This is a genomic window from uncultured Formosa sp. (assembly GCF_947500765.1).
GTDB lineage: Bacteria > Bacteroidota > Bacteroidia > Flavobacteriales > Flavobacteriaceae > Formosa.
This window is the reverse complement of sequence record NZ_CANMTH010000003.1, coordinates 407,778-429,336: the sequence shown is the minus strand read 5'-3', so window position 1 is coordinate 429,336 and position 21,559 is coordinate 407,778. Positions and strand designations below refer to the sequence as shown.

Annotated in this window: 25 protein-coding genes; 18 read left to right on the top strand and 7 right to left on the bottom strand. The window is 31.1% G+C overall.

The genetic code is table 11. The annotated features are described in order from the left end of the window. Positions 1-39: 39 nt before the first annotated feature. Both Q1B05_RS08170 and Q1B05_RS08165 read right to left on the bottom strand, forming a co-directional pair. The gene (locus Q1B05_RS08170; protein WP_299779470.1) at positions 40-597 is read right to left on the bottom strand and encodes a Smr/MutS family protein; all 558 of its coding nucleotides are present in this window, start codon (positions 595-597) and stop codon (positions 40-42) included. 1 nt (position 598) lies between these two features. Then, positions 599-799 (bottom strand): hypothetical protein, encoded by a 201-nt coding sequence (locus Q1B05_RS08165; RefSeq protein WP_299779468.1) that lies wholly within the window; start codon positions 797-799, stop codon positions 599-601. A 115-nt stretch (positions 800-914) separates the two neighbouring features. Between Q1B05_RS08165 and Q1B05_RS08160 the strand changes: the two genes are divergently transcribed. Together Q1B05_RS08160 and Q1B05_RS08155 are read left to right on the top strand one after the other, a co-directional pair. Then, positions 915-1,208 carry a DUF2752 domain-containing protein gene (locus Q1B05_RS08160; protein ID WP_299779466.1) on the top strand — a complete coding sequence of 98 codons (294 nt, stop codon included), beginning with the start codon at positions 915-917 and terminating at the stop codon, positions 1,206-1,208. A gap of 7 nt (positions 1,209-1,215) precedes the next feature. Next, positions 1,216-1,548, top strand: a complete 333-nt coding sequence (locus tag Q1B05_RS08155) for a CCC motif membrane protein (protein WP_299779464.1) — start codon at positions 1,216-1,218, stop codon at positions 1,546-1,548. A gap of 85 nt (positions 1,549-1,633) precedes the next feature. Here the strand turns inward: Q1B05_RS08155 and rocD are convergent, their stop codons facing one another. After that, on the bottom strand, positions 1,634-2,878 hold the full coding sequence (rocD, locus tag Q1B05_RS08150; RefSeq protein WP_299779462.1) for an ornithine--oxo-acid transaminase: 1,245 nt from the start codon (positions 2,876-2,878) through the stop codon (positions 1,634-1,636). A gap of 244 nt (positions 2,879-3,122) precedes the next feature. On the opposite strand from rocD, the gene rlmD reads away from it, so the two are divergent. The 4 genes from rlmD (at position 3,123) to Q1B05_RS08130 (ending at position 6,073) form a co-directional block, all read left to right on the top strand. Continuing rightward, positions 3,123-4,532, top strand: a complete 1,410-nt coding sequence (gene rlmD, locus Q1B05_RS08145; RefSeq protein ID WP_299779460.1) for a 23S rRNA (uracil(1939)-C(5))-methyltransferase RlmD — start codon at positions 3,123-3,125, stop codon at positions 4,530-4,532. 7 nt (positions 4,533-4,539) lie between these two features. Further along, positions 4,540-5,079: a DUF6452 family protein gene (locus Q1B05_RS08140; protein ID WP_299779458.1), complete on the top strand. Its 540-nt coding sequence runs from the start codon at positions 4,540-4,542 to the stop codon at positions 5,077-5,079. After that, positions 5,045-5,776: a DUF6048 family protein gene (locus tag Q1B05_RS08135; RefSeq protein ID WP_299779456.1), complete on the top strand. Its 732-nt coding sequence runs from the start codon at positions 5,045-5,047 to the stop codon at positions 5,774-5,776. The genes Q1B05_RS08140 and Q1B05_RS08135 overlap by 35 nt, the downstream gene beginning before the upstream one ends. A 168-nt stretch (positions 5,777-5,944) precedes the next feature. Next, complete coding sequence (locus Q1B05_RS08130; protein ID WP_299779454.1) at positions 5,945-6,073, top strand: hypothetical protein; 129 nt, start codon at positions 5,945-5,947, stop codon at positions 6,071-6,073. A gap of 36 nt (positions 6,074-6,109) precedes the next feature. On the opposite strand, the gene Q1B05_RS08125 is transcribed toward Q1B05_RS08130, so the two are convergent. Beyond that, positions 6,110-7,267 carry a THUMP domain-containing protein gene (locus tag Q1B05_RS08125; protein ID WP_299779452.1) on the bottom strand — a complete coding sequence of 386 codons (1,158 nt, stop codon included), beginning with the start codon at positions 7,265-7,267 and terminating at the stop codon, positions 6,110-6,112. Between the two features lie 58 nt (positions 7,268-7,325). Here Q1B05_RS08125 and Q1B05_RS08120 point away from each other — a divergent pair, with 58 nt between their 5' ends. From Q1B05_RS08120 to Q1B05_RS08110, 3 genes are read left to right on the top strand one after another with little or no spacing between them, the layout of a single operon-like run. After that, a complete protein-coding gene (locus tag Q1B05_RS08120) occupies positions 7,326-8,057 on the top strand; it encodes a class I SAM-dependent methyltransferase (RefSeq protein WP_299779450.1) in 732 nt (243 codons plus the stop codon). Beyond that, positions 8,057-8,731, top strand: coding sequence for a ZIP family metal transporter (locus tag Q1B05_RS08115; RefSeq protein ID WP_299779448.1), 675 nt, complete (start codon positions 8,057-8,059; stop codon positions 8,729-8,731). Before Q1B05_RS08120 ends, Q1B05_RS08115 begins: the two co-directional genes overlap by 1 nt. A 3-nt stretch (positions 8,732-8,734) precedes the next feature. Further along, positions 8,735-9,163 (top strand): DUF4268 domain-containing protein, encoded by a 429-nt coding sequence (locus tag Q1B05_RS08110; protein WP_299779446.1) that lies wholly within the window; start codon positions 8,735-8,737, stop codon positions 9,161-9,163. Between the two features lie 7 nt (positions 9,164-9,170). Here the strand turns inward: Q1B05_RS08110 and Q1B05_RS08105 are convergent, their stop codons facing one another. Next, entirely contained in the window at positions 9,171-9,797 is a 627-nt protein-coding gene (locus Q1B05_RS08105) for a hemolysin III family protein (protein ID WP_299779444.1), read from the bottom strand. Beyond that, entirely contained in the window at positions 9,794-10,477 is a 684-nt protein-coding gene (locus Q1B05_RS08100) for a DUF4294 domain-containing protein (RefSeq protein ID WP_299779442.1), read from the bottom strand. The genes Q1B05_RS08105 and Q1B05_RS08100 overlap by 4 nt, the downstream gene beginning before the upstream one ends. Positions 10,478-10,579: 102 nt before the next feature. Between Q1B05_RS08100 and Q1B05_RS08095 the strand changes: the two genes are divergently transcribed. The 8 genes from Q1B05_RS08095 (at position 10,580) to Q1B05_RS08060 (ending at position 19,419) form a co-directional block, all read left to right on the top strand. After that, entirely contained in the window at positions 10,580-11,668 is a 1,089-nt protein-coding gene (locus Q1B05_RS08095; RefSeq protein ID WP_299779440.1) for a M42 family metallopeptidase, read from the top strand. 47 nt (positions 11,669-11,715) lie between these two features. Then, positions 11,716-12,264: an NUDIX domain-containing protein gene (locus Q1B05_RS08090; RefSeq protein WP_299779438.1), complete on the top strand. Its 549-nt coding sequence runs from the start codon at positions 11,716-11,718 to the stop codon at positions 12,262-12,264. 298 nt (positions 12,265-12,562) lie between these two features. Continuing rightward, complete coding sequence (locus Q1B05_RS08085; protein WP_299779436.1) at positions 12,563-13,231, top strand: PrsW family glutamic-type intramembrane protease; 669 nt, start codon at positions 12,563-12,565, stop codon at positions 13,229-13,231. 39 nt (positions 13,232-13,270) lie between these two features. Next, complete coding sequence (locus Q1B05_RS08080) at positions 13,271-15,190, top strand: DUF294 nucleotidyltransferase-like domain-containing protein (RefSeq protein WP_366944341.1); 1,920 nt, start codon at positions 13,271-13,273, stop codon at positions 15,188-15,190. Beyond that, positions 15,190-15,855 (top strand): 3'-5' exonuclease, encoded by a 666-nt coding sequence (locus Q1B05_RS08075; protein ID WP_299779434.1) that lies wholly within the window; start codon positions 15,190-15,192, stop codon positions 15,853-15,855. The genes Q1B05_RS08080 and Q1B05_RS08075 overlap by 1 nt, the downstream gene beginning before the upstream one ends. 64 nt (positions 15,856-15,919) lie before the next feature. Then, a complete protein-coding gene (locus Q1B05_RS08070; RefSeq protein ID WP_299779432.1) occupies positions 15,920-16,405 on the top strand; it encodes an acetyl-CoA carboxylase biotin carboxyl carrier protein subunit in 486 nt (161 codons plus the stop codon). An 18-nt stretch (positions 16,406-16,423) separates the two neighbouring features. Beyond that, positions 16,424-17,866 carry an acetyl-CoA carboxylase biotin carboxylase subunit gene (locus Q1B05_RS08065; protein ID WP_299779430.1) on the top strand — a complete coding sequence of 481 codons (1,443 nt, stop codon included), beginning with the start codon at positions 16,424-16,426 and terminating at the stop codon, positions 17,864-17,866. A gap of 11 nt (positions 17,867-17,877) precedes the next feature. Next, complete coding sequence (locus Q1B05_RS08060; protein WP_299779428.1) at positions 17,878-19,419, top strand: acyl-CoA carboxylase subunit beta; 1,542 nt, start codon at positions 17,878-17,880, stop codon at positions 19,417-19,419. 61 nt (positions 19,420-19,480) lie between these two features. Here Q1B05_RS08060 and Q1B05_RS08055 read toward each other — a convergent pair whose 3' ends face one another. Continuing rightward, positions 19,481-20,101 carry an ankyrin repeat domain-containing protein gene (locus Q1B05_RS08055; RefSeq protein ID WP_299779426.1) on the bottom strand — a complete coding sequence of 207 codons (621 nt, stop codon included), beginning with the start codon at positions 20,099-20,101 and terminating at the stop codon, positions 19,481-19,483. Between the two features lie 488 nt (positions 20,102-20,589). Between Q1B05_RS08055 and Q1B05_RS08050 the strand changes: the two genes are divergently transcribed. Then, positions 20,590-21,510 carry a serine hydrolase gene (locus Q1B05_RS08050; RefSeq protein WP_299779424.1) on the top strand — a complete coding sequence of 307 codons (921 nt, stop codon included), beginning with the start codon at positions 20,590-20,592 and terminating at the stop codon, positions 21,508-21,510. Positions 21,511-21,559 lie beyond the last annotated feature (49 nt).

Sequence of the window (21,559 nt, the reverse complement as noted above, 5' to 3'; positions counted from 1 at the left end):
ACCATATTTATTTAAAATATGGTCGCTTTTTTATAATCTTTATTTTACATTTTGAAAGATATAAACCTCTGTTGCTCCTACTCCATATTTTTGATAATTGGCATCGTAAAATTTCACATTATCGTAATGATTAAATAAGTACTCTAATTCCATTTTAAGCACACCTTCACCTACGCCATGAATAAAAACTACTTTCTGAATTCTGTTTTTTATAGCAAATTCTAACTTAAATTTAGCGGTATCTAACTGTAACGTTAGCATATCGTAATTTCCCATATTTTTAGTCGATTTTGCCAAATTATGGATATGTAAATCGACTTCCATAGTGGGCTCAAAACGTTCTTTAGGTTTAATTTTAACCGATTTTCTAGGTTTATATTCTTCCTTTTCTGAAATAACTTGGCTTAAAGAACTCGCTCTAAAAATCTGAGAATCTAAATGCGGATCTGTATTAATTTTAATGAGTTCGTGAGTTTCAAAATTTAACATAAATCCATCTATAGTTTCAATAGAAACGGTAGTTCCATCAACTTTTAAAACAGTTCCAGACATATCTTCATCTAAAACAGAAACAGTATCTCCTTTTTTAAAATTCATATTATTCATCTTCTTTAATAAAATTATCGTCTTGATCTTTTTTACTTGGAATAGTTTGCGAGATTTTAAATACCCCAAAAAGCAAACAACAAATACCTAGAATTAAGAGGTATGTGTTTTCAGAGTCATCTACTTTGGCATACATAGCCACAAGTATTCCGAAGATAATTAATATATAGTTTAAGGTTTGGGACGATTTCATGATTTTAGTTTCAGATTAAAAATCAAAATTACAATTTTATATAAAGTAGTTTCAAATTCTTCTATATAAATTGCATGATTATAATTTATATTTGTAATTCTAAACCCAACTATTTATGTTTTCTCCAGAAGATTACATGCTCCCATGTTTAACTAAAAAATTCTTAGGCTTCGATTGTTTGGGCTGTGGTTTGCAGCGTTCGGTTGCCTTAATTTTAAATGGCAATTTTATTGCTGCTTTTAAAATGTATCCTGCAATTTATACGCTTATTCTTTTTACGGCCTTTTTAGTCTTCAATATATTCAAGTCTTTTAAAGGTCAAGAAACTATTAAAAAATGGCTTTTTATTATTAATATCGTTATTATTGTACTTAGTTATATAATTAAACTATCAACCACAAACCTTTAGTACAACTATGGAAAGAAATTATTTAAAAACCACACCAATTTACCTGTTATCAATTTTAGGACTTATGTGTTGCTGTTTTGCAGGTATGGGTGTTATTCCTGCTGGTATTGCCTTTTATATGGCACATAACAGTTTAAAAGATGTAGAACTGAATCCTGAAAATTATGATAATATTGAAGGGATGAATACTGCAAAAACAATAGCCATGATTGTCTTAATACTAAACGGTTTATTTGTATTGTATTCTATTTACAATATTGCGACTACCGATTGGGATGTCATGACAGAACAAATTCAACAAATACAACAAGGTATTGAAGCAGGTGGAAATGAAGTTTAAAAAACTTTAAACATCTTCTTATAAATAAAAAAAGCGATTCTTTAAATTAAAGAATCGCTTTTTTTATTAGAATTTATTCGAAAATCTACTTTTCAAATTGTTTTAAAGTTTTAACTATTATAGATACACAATCTAATAATTGCTCTCTATTCATAACTAAAGGCGGAGCAAAACGGATAATGTTTCCGTGTGTTGGTTTGGCTAACAATCCGTTATCACGAAGTGCTAAACAAATGTTCCAAGCGGTTTCGCTATTTTCATCTTCATCAATTACAATGGCATTTAATAAGCCTTTACCTCTAACTAATTTTGCTATAGAACTAACTTCAATATATTTATTTAATTCACTTCTAAACAATTGTCCTAAAACTTCAGCATTTTTTGCTAAACCTTCATCTGTAACTACATTAAGTGCAGCAATAGCTACAGCTGCAGCAATAGGATTACCTCCAAAAGTACTTCCGTGGTTACCTGGTTTAATGACATCCATAACCACATTATCTGCTAAAACCGCACTTACAGGATAAGCTCCTCCGCTTAATGCTTTACCAAGAATTAGTAAATCTGGTTTTACATTTTCATGATTTACAGCTAATAATTGTCCCGTTCTAGCAATACCAGTTTGCACTTCATCTGCAATAAATAAAACATTATATTTTTCGCATAACGCTTTAGCTTTAGATAAATATCCTTCGCTTGGTACATACACTCCTGCTTCACCTTGAATAGGTTCGACTAGGAATCCGGCTACGTTAGGATTGTTTTTTAATGCAGCTTCTAGCTCTTTTAAATTATCGTATTCAATTTTAATAAATCCATTTGTAAACGGACCAAAATTTTCACGAGCTATAGGATCGTTAGAAAAAGAGATTATTGTTGTAGTACGTCCATGAAAATTATTTTCGCATACTATAATTTCAGCTTCATTTTCTTCAACACCCTTAACTTCGTAAGCCCATTTTCTACAAAGTTTTAAAGCTGTTTCTACAGCTTCTGCACCAGTATTCATGGGTAATAATTTATCGAAACCGAAATATTCACAAGCAAATTTTTCGTATTTCCCTAGCATGTCATTATAAAATGCACGAGATGTTAATGTTAATTGTTGGGCTTGCTCTATCATTGCTCCCACAATTTTGGGGTGACAGTGTCCTTGATTTACCGCAGAGTATGCCGATAAAAAATCGTAATACTTTTTGCCTTCTACATCCCAAACAAAAACGCCTTCGCCTTTTGTTAGTACTACAGGTAGCGGATGATAATTGTGTGCACCGTATTGGTTTTCTAAGTCAATTGCTTGCTGAGAAGTTAATTGGTCTAAAACAGCCATTTTAATATATTTTAAATTGATAATTTTCTATTCCTACCTTGTCTCTAATTAATTATAAAATTTTGAGATGGAGAGAAATCATCCATTAAACTGTTTGCAAATTACTAAATATAAAAAGCGGATTAAAATAATATGTTACATTTTTAAATGCATTCTACATTATATTCATTTAAAAATGCAATTCGTTTCTAAAAAATATGTGAAGACGTGTAAACAAAAGCTAAAAACACCTTATTTTTGTCGCATGTCTAGAAGAAATAGAAAACAAGTTTTTACAAATATAGAAGTCCTTGATGCAGGAGCAAAAGGGAAAACCATCGCAAAATCTCCAGAGGGAGCAGTCATTTTTTTACCAAATGCCGTACCAGGCGATGTCGTAGATATTCAAACTTATAAAAAACGTAAAGCATACTACGAAGGTAAAGCTACGGTTTTTCATAAATTGTCTGATAAACGTACAACTCCAGCATGCGAGCATTTTGGTGTTTGTGGTGGGTGTAAATGGCAAGATATGGATTATAACTGGCAGCTATTTTACAAACAAAAAGAAGTTGAAAACAACTTACGTCGTTTAGGTCATATAGAACTACCAGAGGTCTCTCCTATTTTAGGTTCTGCAGAACAGTATTTTTACAGAAACAAAATGGAATTTTCTTTTAGTGATAGCCGATGGTTAACGTTAGAAGAAATTCAGTCTGATGAAGATTTAGGTGATAAAAATGCATTAGGATTTCATATTCCAGGTATGTGGGATAAAATTTTAGACATTAATAAATGTCATTTACAAGCAGATCCTTCAAATGCTATTAGAAATGCCGTAAAAGCATTTGCTATTGAAAACGATTTGGAATTTTTTAATACAAGAAATCAAACCGGATTATTACGTACATTAATGATACGTACAGCATCTACTGGAGAATTAATGATATTAATTCAATTCTTTAAAGAAGATAAAGAAAAACGTGAATTATTACTAAATTATCTTGCTGAAGCATTCCCTGAAATTACGTCTTTACTTTATGTTATAAATACCAAAGCTAACGACACGATTTACGATCAGGACATTGTATGTTTTAGTGGACGTGATCATATCTTTGAAGATATGGAAGGTTTAAAATTTAAAATTAATGCCAAATCTTTTTATCAAACAAATTCAGATCAAGCATACGAATTATATAAAGTTGCTCGCGAATTTGCAGGTTTAACAGGCCAAGAATTGGTTTATGATTTATATACAGGAACAGGTACTATTGCCCAATTCGTTGCTAAAAACGCAAAAAAAGTAGTTGGTGTAGAAGCTGTACCAGATGCTATATTAGCGGCCAAAGAAAATGCAAAAGCTAATAATATAGACAATGTAGATTTCTATGTAGGTGATATGAAAAATGTGTTTAATACAGAATTTATTACCACTCATGGACATCCAGATGTTATAATTACAGACCCTCCAAGAGATGGTATGCATAAAGATGTGGTAGAAATGTTATTGAATGTTTCTCCTAAAAAAATTGTATATGTTAGTTGTAATAGCGCTACTCAAGCTCGTGATTTAGCATTAATGGATGAAGTGTATAAAGTGACTAAAACACAAGCTGTAGATATGTTTCCGCAAACACATCACGTAGAAAATGTTGTACTTTTAGAAAAAAGATAAATCATTTATGAAACATTCATTTGTAATTATTCTTTTGCTAGCTCTATGTTTTTTTGGCTGTGAAAAAGACGATATCTGCTCTAACGATACAGAAACAACACCTAGTTTAATTATTCGGTTTTATGATGTAACAAATCCTAACACGGATGAGTTATTAGATGTAACCAATTTATATGTACAAGGTGTAGGAAACGACGATGTGTTAACAGACTACGAGATTGTAGCTACAGACTCTATTGCAATTCCGCTTAAAACAACAGAAAACAGTACACAATATTCGCTTTACGAAGAGTATGTTTTAGATGATAATGATACACCAGATGACGATAGCGATGATACTGTAACAGGTAACGAAGATATTATTACTATAACATATGAAATGGAAGAAGTATATGTATCTCGTGCTTGTGGGTATAAAACGGTGTATAGAAATGTAAGTATAAATTTAGAACCAGATAGTGATAATTGGATACAATTAATACGATCTGTGGACGATAACCAATCTGTAGAAGATGAGACTGAACAACATTTTAAATTTTATCATTAGTACTAGTTTTAGTTTTTTTCTTTTTAGCACAACGCTTACGGCTCAAAACGATAGTATTAAGCAAGCCACTAAAGATTCTATTAAAATAAAAGAAAAATACGGTTTACGTATTGGTTTAGAATTAAGTAAACTTGCACGAACAGCTTTTGAAGACGATTATGAAGGTTTTGAAATTATGGGAGATTATAGACTCTCGAAAAACTTATATATCGCTGGAGAATTTGGTGCAGAAAATGAAAATACAAACACCGATTATTATGATGTTACCACTAAAGGCACCTATTTTAAAGCAGGTATAGATTATAATGCTTATCAGAATTGGTTAGATATGAAAAACATGATTTATACTGGTTTTCGTGTTGGAGCAAGTACATTTAGCCAAACGTTAAATAGCTATACAGTTTATACAGAAAATCAATATTGGGCGCCTCAATATTCATCTTCAGATTCTATTGAACAAGATGGTTTAACAGCAGTATGGGCTGAATTAATTGGTGGATTAAAAGTAGAAATTGTCTCTAATTTATATATTGGAGCTCACGTAGAATTCAAAATTTTGCTTTCAGAAAGTGAACTCGATAATTTTGAAAACCTTTACATTCCTGGTTATTATAAAACCTATGATAGTGTAGACATTGGTTTTGGTTATGGATACTCCATTACCTATTTAATCCCTTTATATAAAAAAGATAAATAATAAAAATATTTAATTTTAATCTCTTTTCTAACCCCTAATGTCCTGCTAAACGTATAACATTAGGGGTTAGTCTTTTTACTTTATTATAATAAAGTTATCAATCGTATAAATTCAAGATTACTAAATCTTATAAGTACACCAGAAAGAGATAAAGCGAGAATAAAAGATGTGAGTAAATCTGCTACATATTCTGAAGGTATTGCCATATTCACAAAGACAAAAGGCGGTTTAATGGCTGATGTCTCTGTAGGTAGACAAAAAATGAAATGTACAGCGTTTAAAAAATATTATATTTAAACAATTATAGAATCGAAATTAAAAAAAAGCAAGTGTTTACACTTGCTTTTTTGCTTTTTTACTACCTTCATACATCACATATTTTACAAAACGTGATTCTAATTTGGCATTAAAAAGTTTTATTTTTCTTGATGGTCTCAATCCAACACATTTTAAAGCTTCTAAGTTAGATGTAATTAACCAAGCATCTGTTCCTGGATAGTTTTGCTTTAACGTGTCCCCTATGCTTTTATAAAAATCTTCCATTTCAATATTTAATCGCTCACCATAAGGCGGATTAAATAACATATGCAATTTCTCACTTCCTCCTTTTCGAGTTTTAAAGAAATCTTCATGTTTAACCGAAATAAATTCTTCTAAATGGGCGTTTTTTACATTTTCTATGGCTTTAGTTACCGCAGATGGAGACTTATCGTAACCCATAATTTTATGATGAAAATCACGTGTTTTAGATAAAAGCGAAGTTTCAATTTTTTCAAACAACTCGACGTCCCAATCTTCCCAACGTTCAAACGCAAATTCTTTACGCATTAAGTTTGGCGGTATATTACAAGCAATCATAGCGGCTTCAACTAAAATAGTTCCAGAACCACACATTGGATCCATAAAATCACTTTGTCCATCCCAACCAGAATGCATAATTAAACCTGCTGCTAAAACTTCGTTTATTGGTGCAATGTTTGTCGCTGTTTTATAGCCACGTTTATGTAAAGAATCTCCAGAACTGTCTAAAGAAATAGTACACTTTTCTCTATCGATGTGGATATTAACTTTTAAATCAGGGAATTTTAAATCTACATTAGGTCTTACACCTGTTGTATTTCTAAATTTATCTACAATTGCATCTTTAGTTTTCTGTGCAATATATAAGGAATGCGTAAACACTTCAGAATTAACCGTAGCATCAATTGCTAGAGTTCCTGTAGGTTTTAAATAATTCTCCCACTGCATTTTATAGACATTGTCGTAAATGTCTTGTTCTGTAACCACCCGAAAAGTTCGTATTGGTTTTAATATTTTAATAGCCGTTCTTAACCCTAAGTTAGCTTTATACATAAAGCCCTTATCGCCAACAAAACTTACGTTTCTTACACCTACTTCAACGTCTAGTGCACCTAACTGAGTTAATTCTTTTGCTAATAATTCTTCAAAGCCAAATAAGGTTTTGGCAACCATTTTAAAATTATTCTCCATTATTTACTTTAAATAGAAGACAAAAATACAGTATTTTTGCACCCTACATAGTTTAGAAATGATAAAAGATAACACAACCTGGTATGTATCGTGGTTTGACACCCCTTTTTACCACATATTATACAAAAATAGAGACGACCGTGAAGCGCAGTTATTCATGGACACCTTAACAAACTACTTAAATATTGCTGAAGATGGTAAAATTTTAGACTTAGCGTGTGGAAAAGGAAGGCATTCTATTTATTTAAATTCTTTAGGATATCATGTTGTTGGTGCAGATTTATCTGAAAACAGTATAGATTACGCTAAACAATTTGAAAATGAAACGCTTCAATTTGAAGTTCACGATATGCGCACAACGTTTAAAGAAACGTTCGATGCGGTTTTTAACCTCTTTACTAGTTTTGGTTATTTTGATGAAGATGAAGATAATTTAAAAACCATTAAAGCCATTAAGAGTGATTTAAACGACTATGGTATTGGTGTAATCGATTTTATGAATCCAGATTATGTAATTGCTAATTTGGTACCAGAAGAAACTAAAGTTGTAGACGATATAACATTCTATTTAAAACGCTATGTTGAAAATGGACATATTATTAAAGATATTTCTTTTAATTTTGAAGGTAAAGATTACAACTACCAAGAACGTGTAAGAGCTTTAACATTAAAAGATTTTGAAGCCCTTTTTGAAGCTGCCGATGCCCATTTAATTGAGGTGTTTGGTAATTATAAATTACAAAAATTTGATGTAAACACATCTGAAAGATTAGTTATGCTTTTTAAATAATGAATTCATATTTACTTCCTATTATTGCCGTTATTTTGGGGGTTATTCTTGCCGTTATAAGCAAGACTAAACCTGCATTAAATACTAAATTATTATTGTCGTTTAGTGGTGCTTTTTTGTTGGCGTTAACTTTATTTGAGTTATTGCCAGAAGTTTATCATCACTTAGAATCTAAACAAACGGGATTATTTATCATGTTTGGAATTCTATTACAAATTGTACTTGAATTCTTTTCTAAAGGTGCAGAACATGGCCATATGCATGTTCATAAAAACGACACAACTTTTCCATGGTTATTATTTATTAGTTTATGTATTCATAGTTTTTTAGAAGGCTTTCCAATACATCAACATAACGATATGGTTTACGGGGTTTTAATTCATAAAATTCCAATTGCAGCTTTAATAACTACGTTTTTAATTCAATCGCATTATAGTAAAAAACAGTCTGCTGTATTCCTTACTATATTTATGATTATGACACCTCTGGGGACTTTTATATCAAATCATTTAACTTTAGTAGAAAGTTATATTCCCTTTATAAATGCCATTGTAATCGGGATCTTTTTCCATATTTCTACAACTATTTTGTTTGAAAGCAACGAAGATCATAAATTTAATTTAACAAAATTAATTTCTATTTTCGCAGGAGTTGCAATCGCTTACGCCGTATAAATTATGTTTAGTAAAGAAGAATCAAGACAATTAAGAGAATTATTTTGGACCAGTTTCGGGAAATCATTTCCTAGAAAATGGATTTTATACAATACTAAAATTAAAGGCTTTAGCTTTAAGTTTTTTTTTGATACTAAAAGTGCATTTGTAACCCTAGATGTTGAAGAAGATCTTGAAAACAGAATTAAACATTGGGAAAAATTAGAATCTTTAAAGTCTATTTTAAAAGAAGATTATTTACCTGATGCGCTTTTTGAGGAAGAGTTTTTACTAGATAACGAAAAAGAAATCTCCAGAATTTATGTTCCTCTAGATCAAAAAGTATCTATACATAATAAAAATACATGGCAAGATGTTATGGAATTCTTTAATGATAAGATGTCTAAATTTGAATCCTTTTTCGAGGATTATGAAGATATTTTAAAAGATTAAACCTACTTTATATTACATATAGAAAGATCATAAAAAAATGACATATGGCTCCTGCTAAAACAAATAAGTGCCAGATTACATGATTATATGGAATTTTGTTAACTATGAAAAACACAATTCCTACCGTATAAAATACGCCACCTGCAATAAGAAGAGACACCCCTTGACTACCAATGTTTTGGACTAAATTACTAAAGTCGAAAACAATAAGCCACCCCATTATTAGATATAGTAAGGTTGAAAATAATTCGAATTTTCCGGTAAAAAATAGTTTTAATATAAATCCGAATGCTGCTATTCCCCATACTGTCCAGAATAAATTCCAACCTAAACTATCCTTTAATGTAATTAAAAGGACCGGAGAATAGGTGCCTGCTATTAATAAATAAATGCTTATATGGTCTAAAATACGCAAATAATGCTTGTGTGTATCTTTAGTTACCGAATGGTATAACGCTGAAGCCGAAAACAATACAATAATGGATATTCCATAAATCACAACACTAAATATGGTCCAAGCTGTTTTTTGCTCGTTATAATATAAAAGAAATCCTAAACCTATAATGCCCAGTAACGCTCCAAAAGCATGAGTAATCGTATTTAGTCGTTCTTCTAAAGGCGATTGTATTTTCATTTTTTAATATGCTTTAAACGTCCAGACCATTTGTGCTCTGCTTCATAAAAATCGAAATCTAATACAGAGTTTTGACGCTCTAATCTATTATTAAGAAAACAACGTTGCAAAATATCTTCAATAAAATAATCTTCTTTAGATGCAATCGGATCGAATTCTTCTTTTAGAGAAATATCAAATAATCTGGCGGTGTTATTAAACCAAAAGGCACGCCATCCGCTACGTAAGTTTTTTATTAAATCGAAAGTTGTAATTCCTGTTTGTCTATGAATAAGTTTTACTAAGATCTGCCCCTCAGTACGTGTTAGTTTTTTAAGTTCAGCAGTAAATTCATCTTCTAAATAATGTTGAACTTGTTTTGTATATCTTTTTTTATCACTGTTACGATCTAATTTATCTAATCGTAGTTTCAATTCTTGTAAACGTTCAGAAGCCATTTTAGCATATGGGTAAACCTTCATCGTTTTTCTGCGTAAAATAATATACTGAATATGTTCTTTTCTATCTGTAAATTCAATTTTATTAAGAAGAAAGACTTCATCTAAATTAATACTATTTTTAAAAATAGAATCGCCTTCAACTTTAATATAAATATTTTGAAGACTATCCTGTTCAATCTCATTAATTTGAGACCAAACAAAAAATGGACTAAAGAGTAAAATATATAATACTATTTTCATAAAATATTGAAGCAAAAAAAACTATTCCAAAATTAATAATTTACCTCGCTTATAACATTAAAATCGCATTAATATTATTATTTTTATGCAAAACAATTACAAATGGCAAAGAAGAGTATATTAAATAAAAAATCGTTAGACTTTTTAGAAACATATTTAAATAATGCAGCCCCTACAGGATACGAATGGACTGGGCAAAAGCTATGGATGGATTATTTAAAACCTTATGTAGACGAATTTATTACGGATACTTATGGAACAGCTGTTGGTGTTATAAATCCAGATGCACCTTATAAGGTTGTTATTGAAGGACATGCCGATGAAATTTCTTGGTATGTAAATTACATTTCTGATAACGGATTAATTTATGTGGTAAGAAATGGTGGTAGCGATCACCAAATAGCACCAAGTAAATTGGTAAATATTCATACTAAAAATGGTATCGTAAAAGGTGTATTTGGTTGGCCTGCAATTCATACTAGAGATAAATCTAAAGAAGAAACGCCTAAGCCAGATAACATTACAATAGATGTTGGAGCAAAAGATAAAGAAGAAGTAAAAAAAATGGGGGTTCATGTGGGCTGTGTCATTACATATCCAGACGAATTTCATATTTTAAACGGAGACAAATTTGTATGTCGTGCATTAGATAACAGAATGGGCGGGTTTATGATTGCTGAAGTTGCACGTTTATTAAAAGAAAATAAGAAAACGCTACCTTTTGGTTTATACATTACAAATTCTGTACAGGAGGAAATTGGACTTCGTGGTGCCGAAATGATTACACAAACAATAAAACCTAATGTGGCTATTGTTACCGATGTAACCCATGATACCACCACACCAATGATTGATAGAAAAAAAGAAGGTCATTTAGAACTAGGTTTAGGTCCTGTTATCGCTTACGCACCAGCTGTACAACAAAAATTAAGAGACTTAATTACAGATACTGCAGAGAAAAATAAAATTCCTTTTCAGCGTTCAGCTTTGTCTAGAGCAACAGGAACAGATACAGACGCTTTTGCCTATAGCAATGGTGGTGTTGCTTCTGCCCTAATCTCTTTACCGCTTCGTTATATGCATACTACGGTAGAAATGGTACACCGCGAAGATGTAGAACATGTAATAAAATTAATTTATGAATCACTTTTAAATATTGAAGAAGGTGAAACATTTAGTTATTTTAAATAAAAAATTAATTCAGCCTCAGAGTATTCTGAGGCTTTTTTCTTTAAATTATGGACGAAATCATAGACATTGTATCCAGAGATTATAAACCAACAGGAAAAACAGCTTTAAAGTCTGAAATTCATACCAAAGGTTATTTACATAATACAGCACATATTTGGTTATACACAGCGAAAGGAGAAATTTTATTAGCGCAACGCAGTTATAAAAAAGCGATTTGTCCAGGAATGTGGGATATCTCGGTAGCTGGACATGTAGATGCAGATGAAACTATTGAAACAGCAGCCTTACGTGAAACTCAAGAAGAACTTAGTTTAACACTAACCGAATCTGATTTAAAAAAAATTGGTGTTTTTAATTGTTTTCAAAGTTATGATTCGGGTATTAAAGACAATGAATTCCATCATACATATATTGCCGAATTGAAACAGGATATAAAAACCTTAAAACCCCAAGAGGAAGAAGTTGAAGCGATACAATTAGTTACTATTAGTGAATTTGAAGACCTTTTAGCAAATAGTGAAACTAACGACTATTTTGTGCCTTCTAATAAAGCATATTATTTACAAGTACTTGAGGCTATTCAAGAAAATATATAGTGTTTAGTTTTGTTTGTAAAAATGATGATTTCAATTTATTTTATAGTTGTTAGCATCATACTTGAACAGTTTAATATCTTATTGAAGAAGCTAGAACTCAATAAAAATATTGTATAGTTTAAAATCTAAATATAATGATAGTAAATACTAACTGTCCGTATGCATAAACGTTAAATACGAATATAAAAAACACTTCAAAAAACACTCATATTTTTACTTATTTACAGTATTAACCGAGTTGTTTATAGACAAAAATTATATCCTCAACTATTTTTTAAATATACTTGCCAAAAAAAACATGAATCTTCTTCTTTTGGCTCTCGCACCTATTGTTGTTGTAATCGTTTATATTTACAATAAAGATAAATATGAGAAAGAACCAAAAACCTTATTATTTTACAACTTTTTACTTGGTGCTTTTGTAAGTGTAATTATTACTACTATAATCTCTATATTCTATGATTACACACTAATTTTAGACGATTATAGTGTCTTACAACAATTTATTAAAGCCTTTTTGGTAGTTGGGGTAACAGAAGAATTTAGTAAATATGTTATTGTACGTTATTTTGCTCAACCCAATAATGCTTTTAACGAACCTTTTGATGGTATTATGTATGCCGTAATGGTGTCTATGGGATTTGCTGCTACAGAAAATTTATTTTATGTCTTTGAAGGTGGATTACAAACTGGGATAACGCGTGCTTTTACAGCTGTTCCTGCCCATGCTATTTTTGCCATTTTAATGGGCTATTTTATGGGCAAAGCTAAATTTTCTAAGCATAGAGTTAAGTATAATTTAATAGGCTTATTACTAGCAATATGCTTTCATGGAAGTTACGATTTCTTTCTTTTTATTGATTTTGTACCTGGGATATGGATTGGTGCCTTTGTTTCTCTTGTACTAGGAATTTGGTTATCAAGAAAAGCAATAAAAAACCACCAAGAGAAATCATATTTTAAATAATAGTACTATCTTTATTTCCCAAAATCTCATTAGATGAACATGATGAAGAACACAATTGCAGAACGCGTTGCCGACTTTATAAAAAACTTCCCTCCTTTCGATCTACTTGATAAGGATCAACTTTTAGATATATCTAAAGAAGTTAAAATTAAATACTTAGACAAAGAAAATATAATATATAATATAAACGACCCTTTACACGATCAGTTTTATATGATCTATAAAGGTGCTGTAAAACTCAAGAAATACATCAATGAAAAATTGGAAACAATTGATCAGTTTGATGAAGGCGATGTGTTTGGATTACGTCCGTTATTTGCTAAAGAAAATTATGCCATAACTTCTGTAACCGAAGAGGAAACTATTTTGTATTGTATTCCTATAGAAATGTTCAATCCTTTTATTGATAACAACAAAGAAGTTCGTCAATATTTAATCGAAAGTTTCGCTTCTAATACAGAAAACCCATTTTCTAATGAATTTCAAAAAAAATTATTAGAAGACGATGTGAAATTAGATTTTACAAAGGATATGTTCGAAATGCAACCTGTCCGTCTAATAAAAAATGTAATTACAACTAAGCGGGCTTCAAGTATAAAGGATGCAGCGAAGTTAATGTCTGAAAATAATGTAGGCTCAATAATTATTGAAGAAAAAGAATGTCCTATTGGTATTATTACCGATAAAGATTTAAGACTACATGTAGCAACAGGAAATTATTCCATAAATGATGATGTTTCAAAAATCATGAATCATCCTGTAATGTGCTATAAAAAGAATATCACTATAGCGCAAGCTCAAATCACCATGATGAAACACAAAATCAATCAGATTGTGGTGACTAAAGATGGTACTCCAAACTCAAAAATATTGGGTGTATTTTCAGAGCATGATATAATTGTAATGAAAGGTACAAATCCTTCAGTATTAATGAAAGCCATAAAACGTTCTAACTCTACCAAAGAATTAAAACGAATTCGTGAAAAAATCATGATGCTTTTAGAAGGATATATTCAACAAAACATTCCGCTTACACACATTAACAATATTATTTTCGAATTAAACGATGCCACTATAAAACGTGTTATAGAGCGTTGTGTAGAGAAAATGGATCAAGCTCCTCCTGTTAAATTTGCGTGGATGTCTTTAGGTAGTCAAGGTAGAAAAGAACAACTTTTACATACCGATCAAGACAATGCTATTGTTTTTGAAAATGTAGACGACGATCATTTAGAAGAAGTTAGAACCTACTTTTTAGCATTGGCAAAAAAAGTAAATAAACGCCTAAAAACGATAGGTTTTGAGTATTGCCCAAGCGAAATGATGGCAAAAAACCCAAAATATTGTTTAAGTATTGATGAATGGGAAAATCAATTCTCTGCTTGGACTAGAGAGAATGAAAACGATGAACTTCTTTTATGTTCAGTCTTTTTTGATTTCGATATTACTTACGGAGATATAGCACTTATCTCTCAGCTTACAAATCACGTTACAGAGATTACAAAAGACAATTTAATTTTCCAATCAAAATTAGCCGCGTGTTCTTTAAGAAATCCATCTCCTTTAGGATTCTTTAGACAATTTTTAGTAGAACAAGATGGAGAACATAAAGATCATTTCGATTTAAAAAAACGTGCTATAATGCCTGTTACAGATGCCGGTAGAATATTAGCAATACACTATCAAATTATAAACATAAATAATACTGCTGAACGTTTTGAAAAATTAGCAGAATTAATGCCTGAAGATCAAGAGTTATTTTTCTCTTGTGCTTATGCTTCAAAAGCATTATTAAAATTTAGAACCAAACACGGACTTCGTCATCATAATAGCGGTCGTTTCATTGCTTTAGCTGAATTATCTAAAGAAGAAAAAATGAAATTAAAACGCTGCTTTAAAGCCGTATCTAAAGTGCAAGAGCTTATTAAGTTAAAATTTAATTTAAAGAATTTCATTTAATGAAATGGCTTTTTAACAAAAATGAGAAAACATATCCAGAGTATTGGCTGCGTTATATGTCTCACTTTTTAGAGTCTAATCATACAGATATACACTCATCCACTTACGTTGTTTTAGATACTGAAACAACTGGCTTTAATTACGAAAAAGATAAGATGCTATGTATAGGTGCTGTAAAAATTATAGATGGTTATATAGATATTAGTACAGCCATCGAAATATATATTAAACAAGATTATTTTAACGAAAGTACAGTTGAGATTCATGGTTTAATTAAAAACGAAAGAATAAAAACGGTTTCTGAAGAAGAAGCCGTTATTTTGTTTTTAGACTATATAAAAGACTCTATTTTAGTTGCTCATCATGCTTTTTTTGATGTTACAATGATAAATAAAGCGCTTGAACGATTAGAGCTTCCAGAATTAAAAAACAAGGTTTTAGACACCATGTTTATTTATAGAGCAACTCGAGTTAAATCAAATCCTATTGATAATAATAAAAAATATACCTTAGACCAACTTGCCGAAAATTACGACATTGATTTAAGTGATAGGCACACCGCTTCCGGAGATGCTTTAATTGCTGCTATAGCTTTTCTTAAGTCGACACAATTTCTTGTAAAAACAAAAGCATATACTTTAAAAGACCTCTTAAATTGTAAATAACTCTATATCAAAAATTTATAATCCTCGTGTTATTTGTTATATTTACAAGACAAACAAACCTAACATGAGTAAGTCTACTAAAGTAACCGTTAACGATTTGCATCATTTTAATCTCTCTTTAAAAGATGTAGATCAATTAGATTCTGTAGAAACAGAAGACAATCATTTTCATATTATTCAAGAACGTATTTCTTATACTGCAGAAATCTCTAAAACAGATTTTCTGAATAAACGCTATACAGTAAAAATTAATAATACTAATTATGATATCGATATTTCAAACGATTTAGATGAATTAATTAAAGACATGGGATTTGAGATAGGAACTTCAAAAAAAGTAGATATCATAAAAGCCCCCATGCCTGGATTAATTTTAGAAATTTCGGTTAAAGTTGGCGATCATGTAAAAGCAGACGATTCCTTAGTTGTATTAGAAGCTATGAAAATGGAAAACAGTATTGCTTCTCCTCACGATGGTATTATTAAAACTATAGCGATACATAAAGGTGTTACTGTAGATAAAGGCGATTTATTAATAGAATTCGAATAACGTGTAAATCTCCTTAATATGAAAAAAATACTAGTTGCAAATCGCGGTGAAATTGCTCTGCGTATTATGAAAACGGTAAAAAAAATGGGTATTAAAACCGTAGCCATTTATTCTACTGCCGACAGAGAATCACCACATGTTACCTATGCAGATGAAGCCGTTTGCGTAGGAGAGCCACTATCTAGTGAATCGTATTTACTTGGTGATAATATAATAAAAATAGCAAAAGAATTACATGTAGATGCCATACATCCTGGTTATGGTTTTCTTAGTGAAAATGCAGATTTTGTAGAAAAAGTTGAAGCTAATAACATCATATTTATTGGCCCTACATCTGAAGCTATAAAAATTATGGGAAGTAAAATAGCTGCCAAAGAAGCTGTTAAACATTACAATATACCCATGGTTCCTGGCACAAAAGAAGCTATTACAAATGTAGAAGAAGCTACTCTAATTGCAAAAAAGATAGGTTTCCCTGTCCTTATAAAAGCATCTGCTGGTGGTGGTGGAAAAGGGATGCGTATTGTAAAAAATGATCATGAATTTGAATCTCAAATGTCAAGAGCTATTAGTGAAGCTACTCATGCGTTTGGAGATGGGTCTGTATTTATAGAGAAATACATTGCCTCTCCCCGACACATTGAAATACAAATTATGGCTGATAGTTTAGGACATACAGTGCATTTGTTTGAACGAGAATGCAGTATACAGCGTCGTCATCAAAAAGTAATTGAAGAAGCGCCTTCTTCTATCCTTACTCCTGCTTTACGTGAAAAAATGGGAGAAGCTGCGATTAAAGTTGCAAAAGCTTGTAAATATATTGGAGCTGGCACAGTCGAGTTTTTACTCGATGAAAATAATACTTTTTATTTTTTAGAAATGAATACCCGTTTGCAAGTAGAACATCCTGTAACAGAATACATTACAGGATTGGATCTTGTGGAATTACAAATAAAAATAGCAAGAGGAGAATCTCTAAATTTAATTCAGGCAGATTTAAAAATTAAAGGTCATGCTTTCGAACTGCGAGTGTATGCCGAAGATCCTTTAAATAATTTTTTTCCAAGTATTGGTAAATTACAAGTATACAAAATACCAGAGGGTAAAAATATTCGTGTTGATAATGGTGTAAGTGAGGGTGCAGATGTATCGATTTATTACGATCCATTATTAGCTAAATTAATAACTTATGGACCTACTCGAGAAGCTGCTATTCTAACGATGGTAAAAGCCATAGATGCTTATAAAATAGAAGGCATTTGTACCACCTTAAGATTTGGAAAATTTGTATTTCAGAATGCCGCATTTCGTGAAGGTAATTTCGACACCAATTTTGTAAACATTTATTACGAACCGAGTATTTTACAAAAACAAGCTGAAAAAGAAGCTAGATTGGCTGCATTAATAGCTCTAAAGCAATACTATACAGATCTAAAACAAGTGAGATTACCTAATAGTTAAATTGAAATTTTATGGATTCTAAAATAAAAATACTATCCGATAAATTAGCTAAAGCCCAACTTGGCGGAGGAACTCATCGTATAGAAACACAACACAGTAAAAAGAAACTTACCGCCAGAGAGCGTGTTGAATATTTATTAGACACAGGCTCCTTTGAAGAAATTGGTATATTAGTCACTCACAGAACTACAGAGTTTAATATGGATAAAGAAATCTATTTTGGAGATGGTGTAGTTACAGGGTATGGGACAATTCATAGTCGTTTAGTTTATGTTTTTGCACAAGATTTTACTGTTTTCGGAGGATCTTTATCAGAAACACATGCCGAAAAAATATGCAAAATAATGGATCTCGCTTTAAAAATGGGAGCTCCATTAATTGGTTTAAACGATTCTGGTGGCGCACGAATTCAAGAAGGTGTACGTTCGCTTGGCGGTTATGCAGATATCTTTCACAAAAATGTACAGTCATCAGGAATCATACCTCAAATTTCTGCCATTATGGGACCTTGTGCTGGTGGTGCTGTGTATTCTCCAGCTATAACAGATTTTACAATGATGGTAGAACATAGTAGTTATATGTTTGTTACTGGCCCGAATGTTGTTAAAACAGTAACAAATGAAGAAGTTAGTTCTGAAGATTTAGGTGGCGCACATACACATGCTACAAAATCAGGAGTAGCCCATATTACTGCTGTAAACGATATAGAATGTTTGGAACAGATTAAATCTTTACTTGGTTATTTACCACAGAATAATACAAAAACAACAACCAAAATTCCATTTGAATTACATGATGAAAAAAGGGACCAATTAGCACAGATAATTCCTGAGAATGCAAATAAACCTTACGATATGCGTCGGGTAATTTATGGTATTATTGATGATGAATCCTTTTTTGAAATACATAAAGATTATGCAGAAAATATTATTGTTGGTTTTGCGAGATTAGGAGGTAGAAGTATTGGTATAGTCGCCAATCAGCCCCTATTTTTAGCAGGTGTTTTAGATGTAAATAGTTCTAAAAAAGCCGCTAGATTTACTCGGTTTTGTGATAGTTTTAATATACCATTATTAGTATTAGTAGATGTACCTGGATTTTTACCAGGAACAGATCAAGAATGGAATGGCATCATTTCTAACGGTGCTAAATTACTATTTGCTTTAAGTGAAGCAACTGTACCACGTGTTACCGTTATTACCCGAAAAGCTTATGGTGGAGCTTACGATGTAATGAACTCCAAACACATTGGTGCAGATATGAATTTTGCTTGGCCAACAGCAGAAATAGCTGTAATGGGAGCTAAAGGTGCTAGTGAAATTATTTTTAAACATGAAATTAAAAACGCTAACGATCCTATTGCTAAATTAGCAGAAAAAGAAACAGAATATGCAGATGCATTTTCCAATCCTTATCGAGCTGCACAACGTGGTTTTATAGATGAAATTATCTTGCCTCAAGATACGCGTATAAAACTTCTAAAAGCATTTAGTATGTTAGAAGAAAAAACAGTAGAATTACCTAAACGGAAACATGGAAATATTCCACTATAGTCATTCTACTACTATATGTTTTTGTTTTATAATGTATCTATTTATTCGACAACAAAACATATTATTTTTTCATTAAAGGTTTTAAAAATTTAGCCGCTTCTTCATGATTATTAGATATAGCAAAATCATAAGAAGATTCTCCATCAATATCTAGTGCATTAACATCGGCACCTGCATCTAAAAGAAGTTGCATTACTTCTATTTGCCCTTCACCAGCGGCAAACATTATAGGTGTCCATTGTTCATGATTATCTTTTAAATTTACTTGAGCTCCTGCTTCAAGCAACACTTTAACCGTAGTAGCAAAAGGCCCCGTACACGCATACATTAGAGCTGTACGGTTGGTAGTATCTTTTAAATCTATTGTAGCACCATTATCTAGTAAAGTTTTAACCAGTTCTGTATGTCCATTAAACGACGAGAACATTAACACCGTTCTGTTTTCTAAGCCTCTAGTGTTAGGATCAAAACCATTGTTTATAGCCGCTTTAATAGCATCTAAGTTTCCGTTTTGTGCAGATTCTAAGAGACTTTCAATATTAAATTTTTCCGTTTTTACAGTTGGAATAACAGGTGTTTCAATTACTGTTTCGGCAGTTTTTGTTTGTGAGTTTGTTGACTTTCCGCAAGCTACTAATGATACACACGTTAATAAACAAAGGGAAGTTTTTATGAAATTCATATTAATTAATTTTTATGTGTTGCTAAAGTATTTAAAAGGTATTAGTTGCCCTAATGAGAATGCTATTTTATTTTGCATAATCTGGCTATCATTAATAATTACCATTGCATCAGTTAAATTTTGACCTGATAGGTATACTAATCATAATAACGGCCTTAAAATGTAGAACAATGACTATATAATTTCGTTTGTTAATTAATGTGTTTAAACTGTTATAACTAGAGTCATCACTTTAGTCATCTAAATTAGAGGTTACTTCAACTAAATTAATCACTCTCGGGTCGACCAAAATCGATCGCGTACTAGCAATACACTGATGCTGAACACCATGTCTTTTTAGTCCGAGCTTCCTATTATGGGATTTAAACCATTATAAAGATTCTATAAAATGCTCCATTAATTTTATGTGATGATTTTAAAATTTTAACATTTTAGTAATGAGTTAATTAAATACTTTTACCTATATTTTTTTAAACACACAAAATTAAATGAAAACAAAATTGCTTGTTGTCTTATTTATGGGGCTTAGCTTAATTATTAATGGTCAAAATGGATTACCTATTCAAGTAGATAATTCTAAAATAATGCCGTTATCATCTCTTAAAAATTCTTATTTGCAGAATAATTTAGAAAGGCAATTAAATGCAAATCCTAATTGGAAAAAATTAATAGCTGAAAATAAAATGTCTGTTGGTATTGTCGATTTAAGTAATCCTGAGCAAGTGCGTTATGCGAGTGTAAATGGAGAATATATGATGTATGCAGCAAGTTTACCTAAAATAGCTATTTTATTATCTGCCATGGACGCCATTGAAAAAGGCGAACTAAAAGAAACTACAGAAGTTAAAAATGATATGCGATTAATGATTAGTAAATCGAATAATGCAGCATCTACTAGAATGATAGATAGACTTGGTTATGAAAAAATAGAATCTGTAATGACAGATCCTAAATACATGTTTTATGATGAAGATTGTGGTGGTGGTTTATGGGTAGGAAAACGCTATGGTAGTGGTGGAGATACCAATAGAGAACCTTTAAAACACTTAAGTCATGCAGCAACCGTAGATCAAGTTTGCCGCTATTATTATTTATTAGCCTATGGAAAACTAGTAAACAACAAACGTTCTAAACAAATGCTTGCCATAATGGGAAACCCAGATTTACATCATAAATTTGTCAATTCCTTAGAAAAAATTGCACCACAAGCACAACTATTTAGAAAATCTGGTTCTTGGCAAACGTATCATTCTGATTCTATTTTAGTTTGGGGTAATGACCCTAACAGACGTTATATTTTAGTAGCACTTATAGATGATGCTAATGGTGAACAGATTATAAGAAGTTTAGTAAACCCAATTGAAAACGCTTTAAAGAAAAAAGAAAGAACAAAGATTGCATCTAACTAATAGTTGTAAATTGCTTATATATTTATAGTTAATATGTTTTTTACTTATT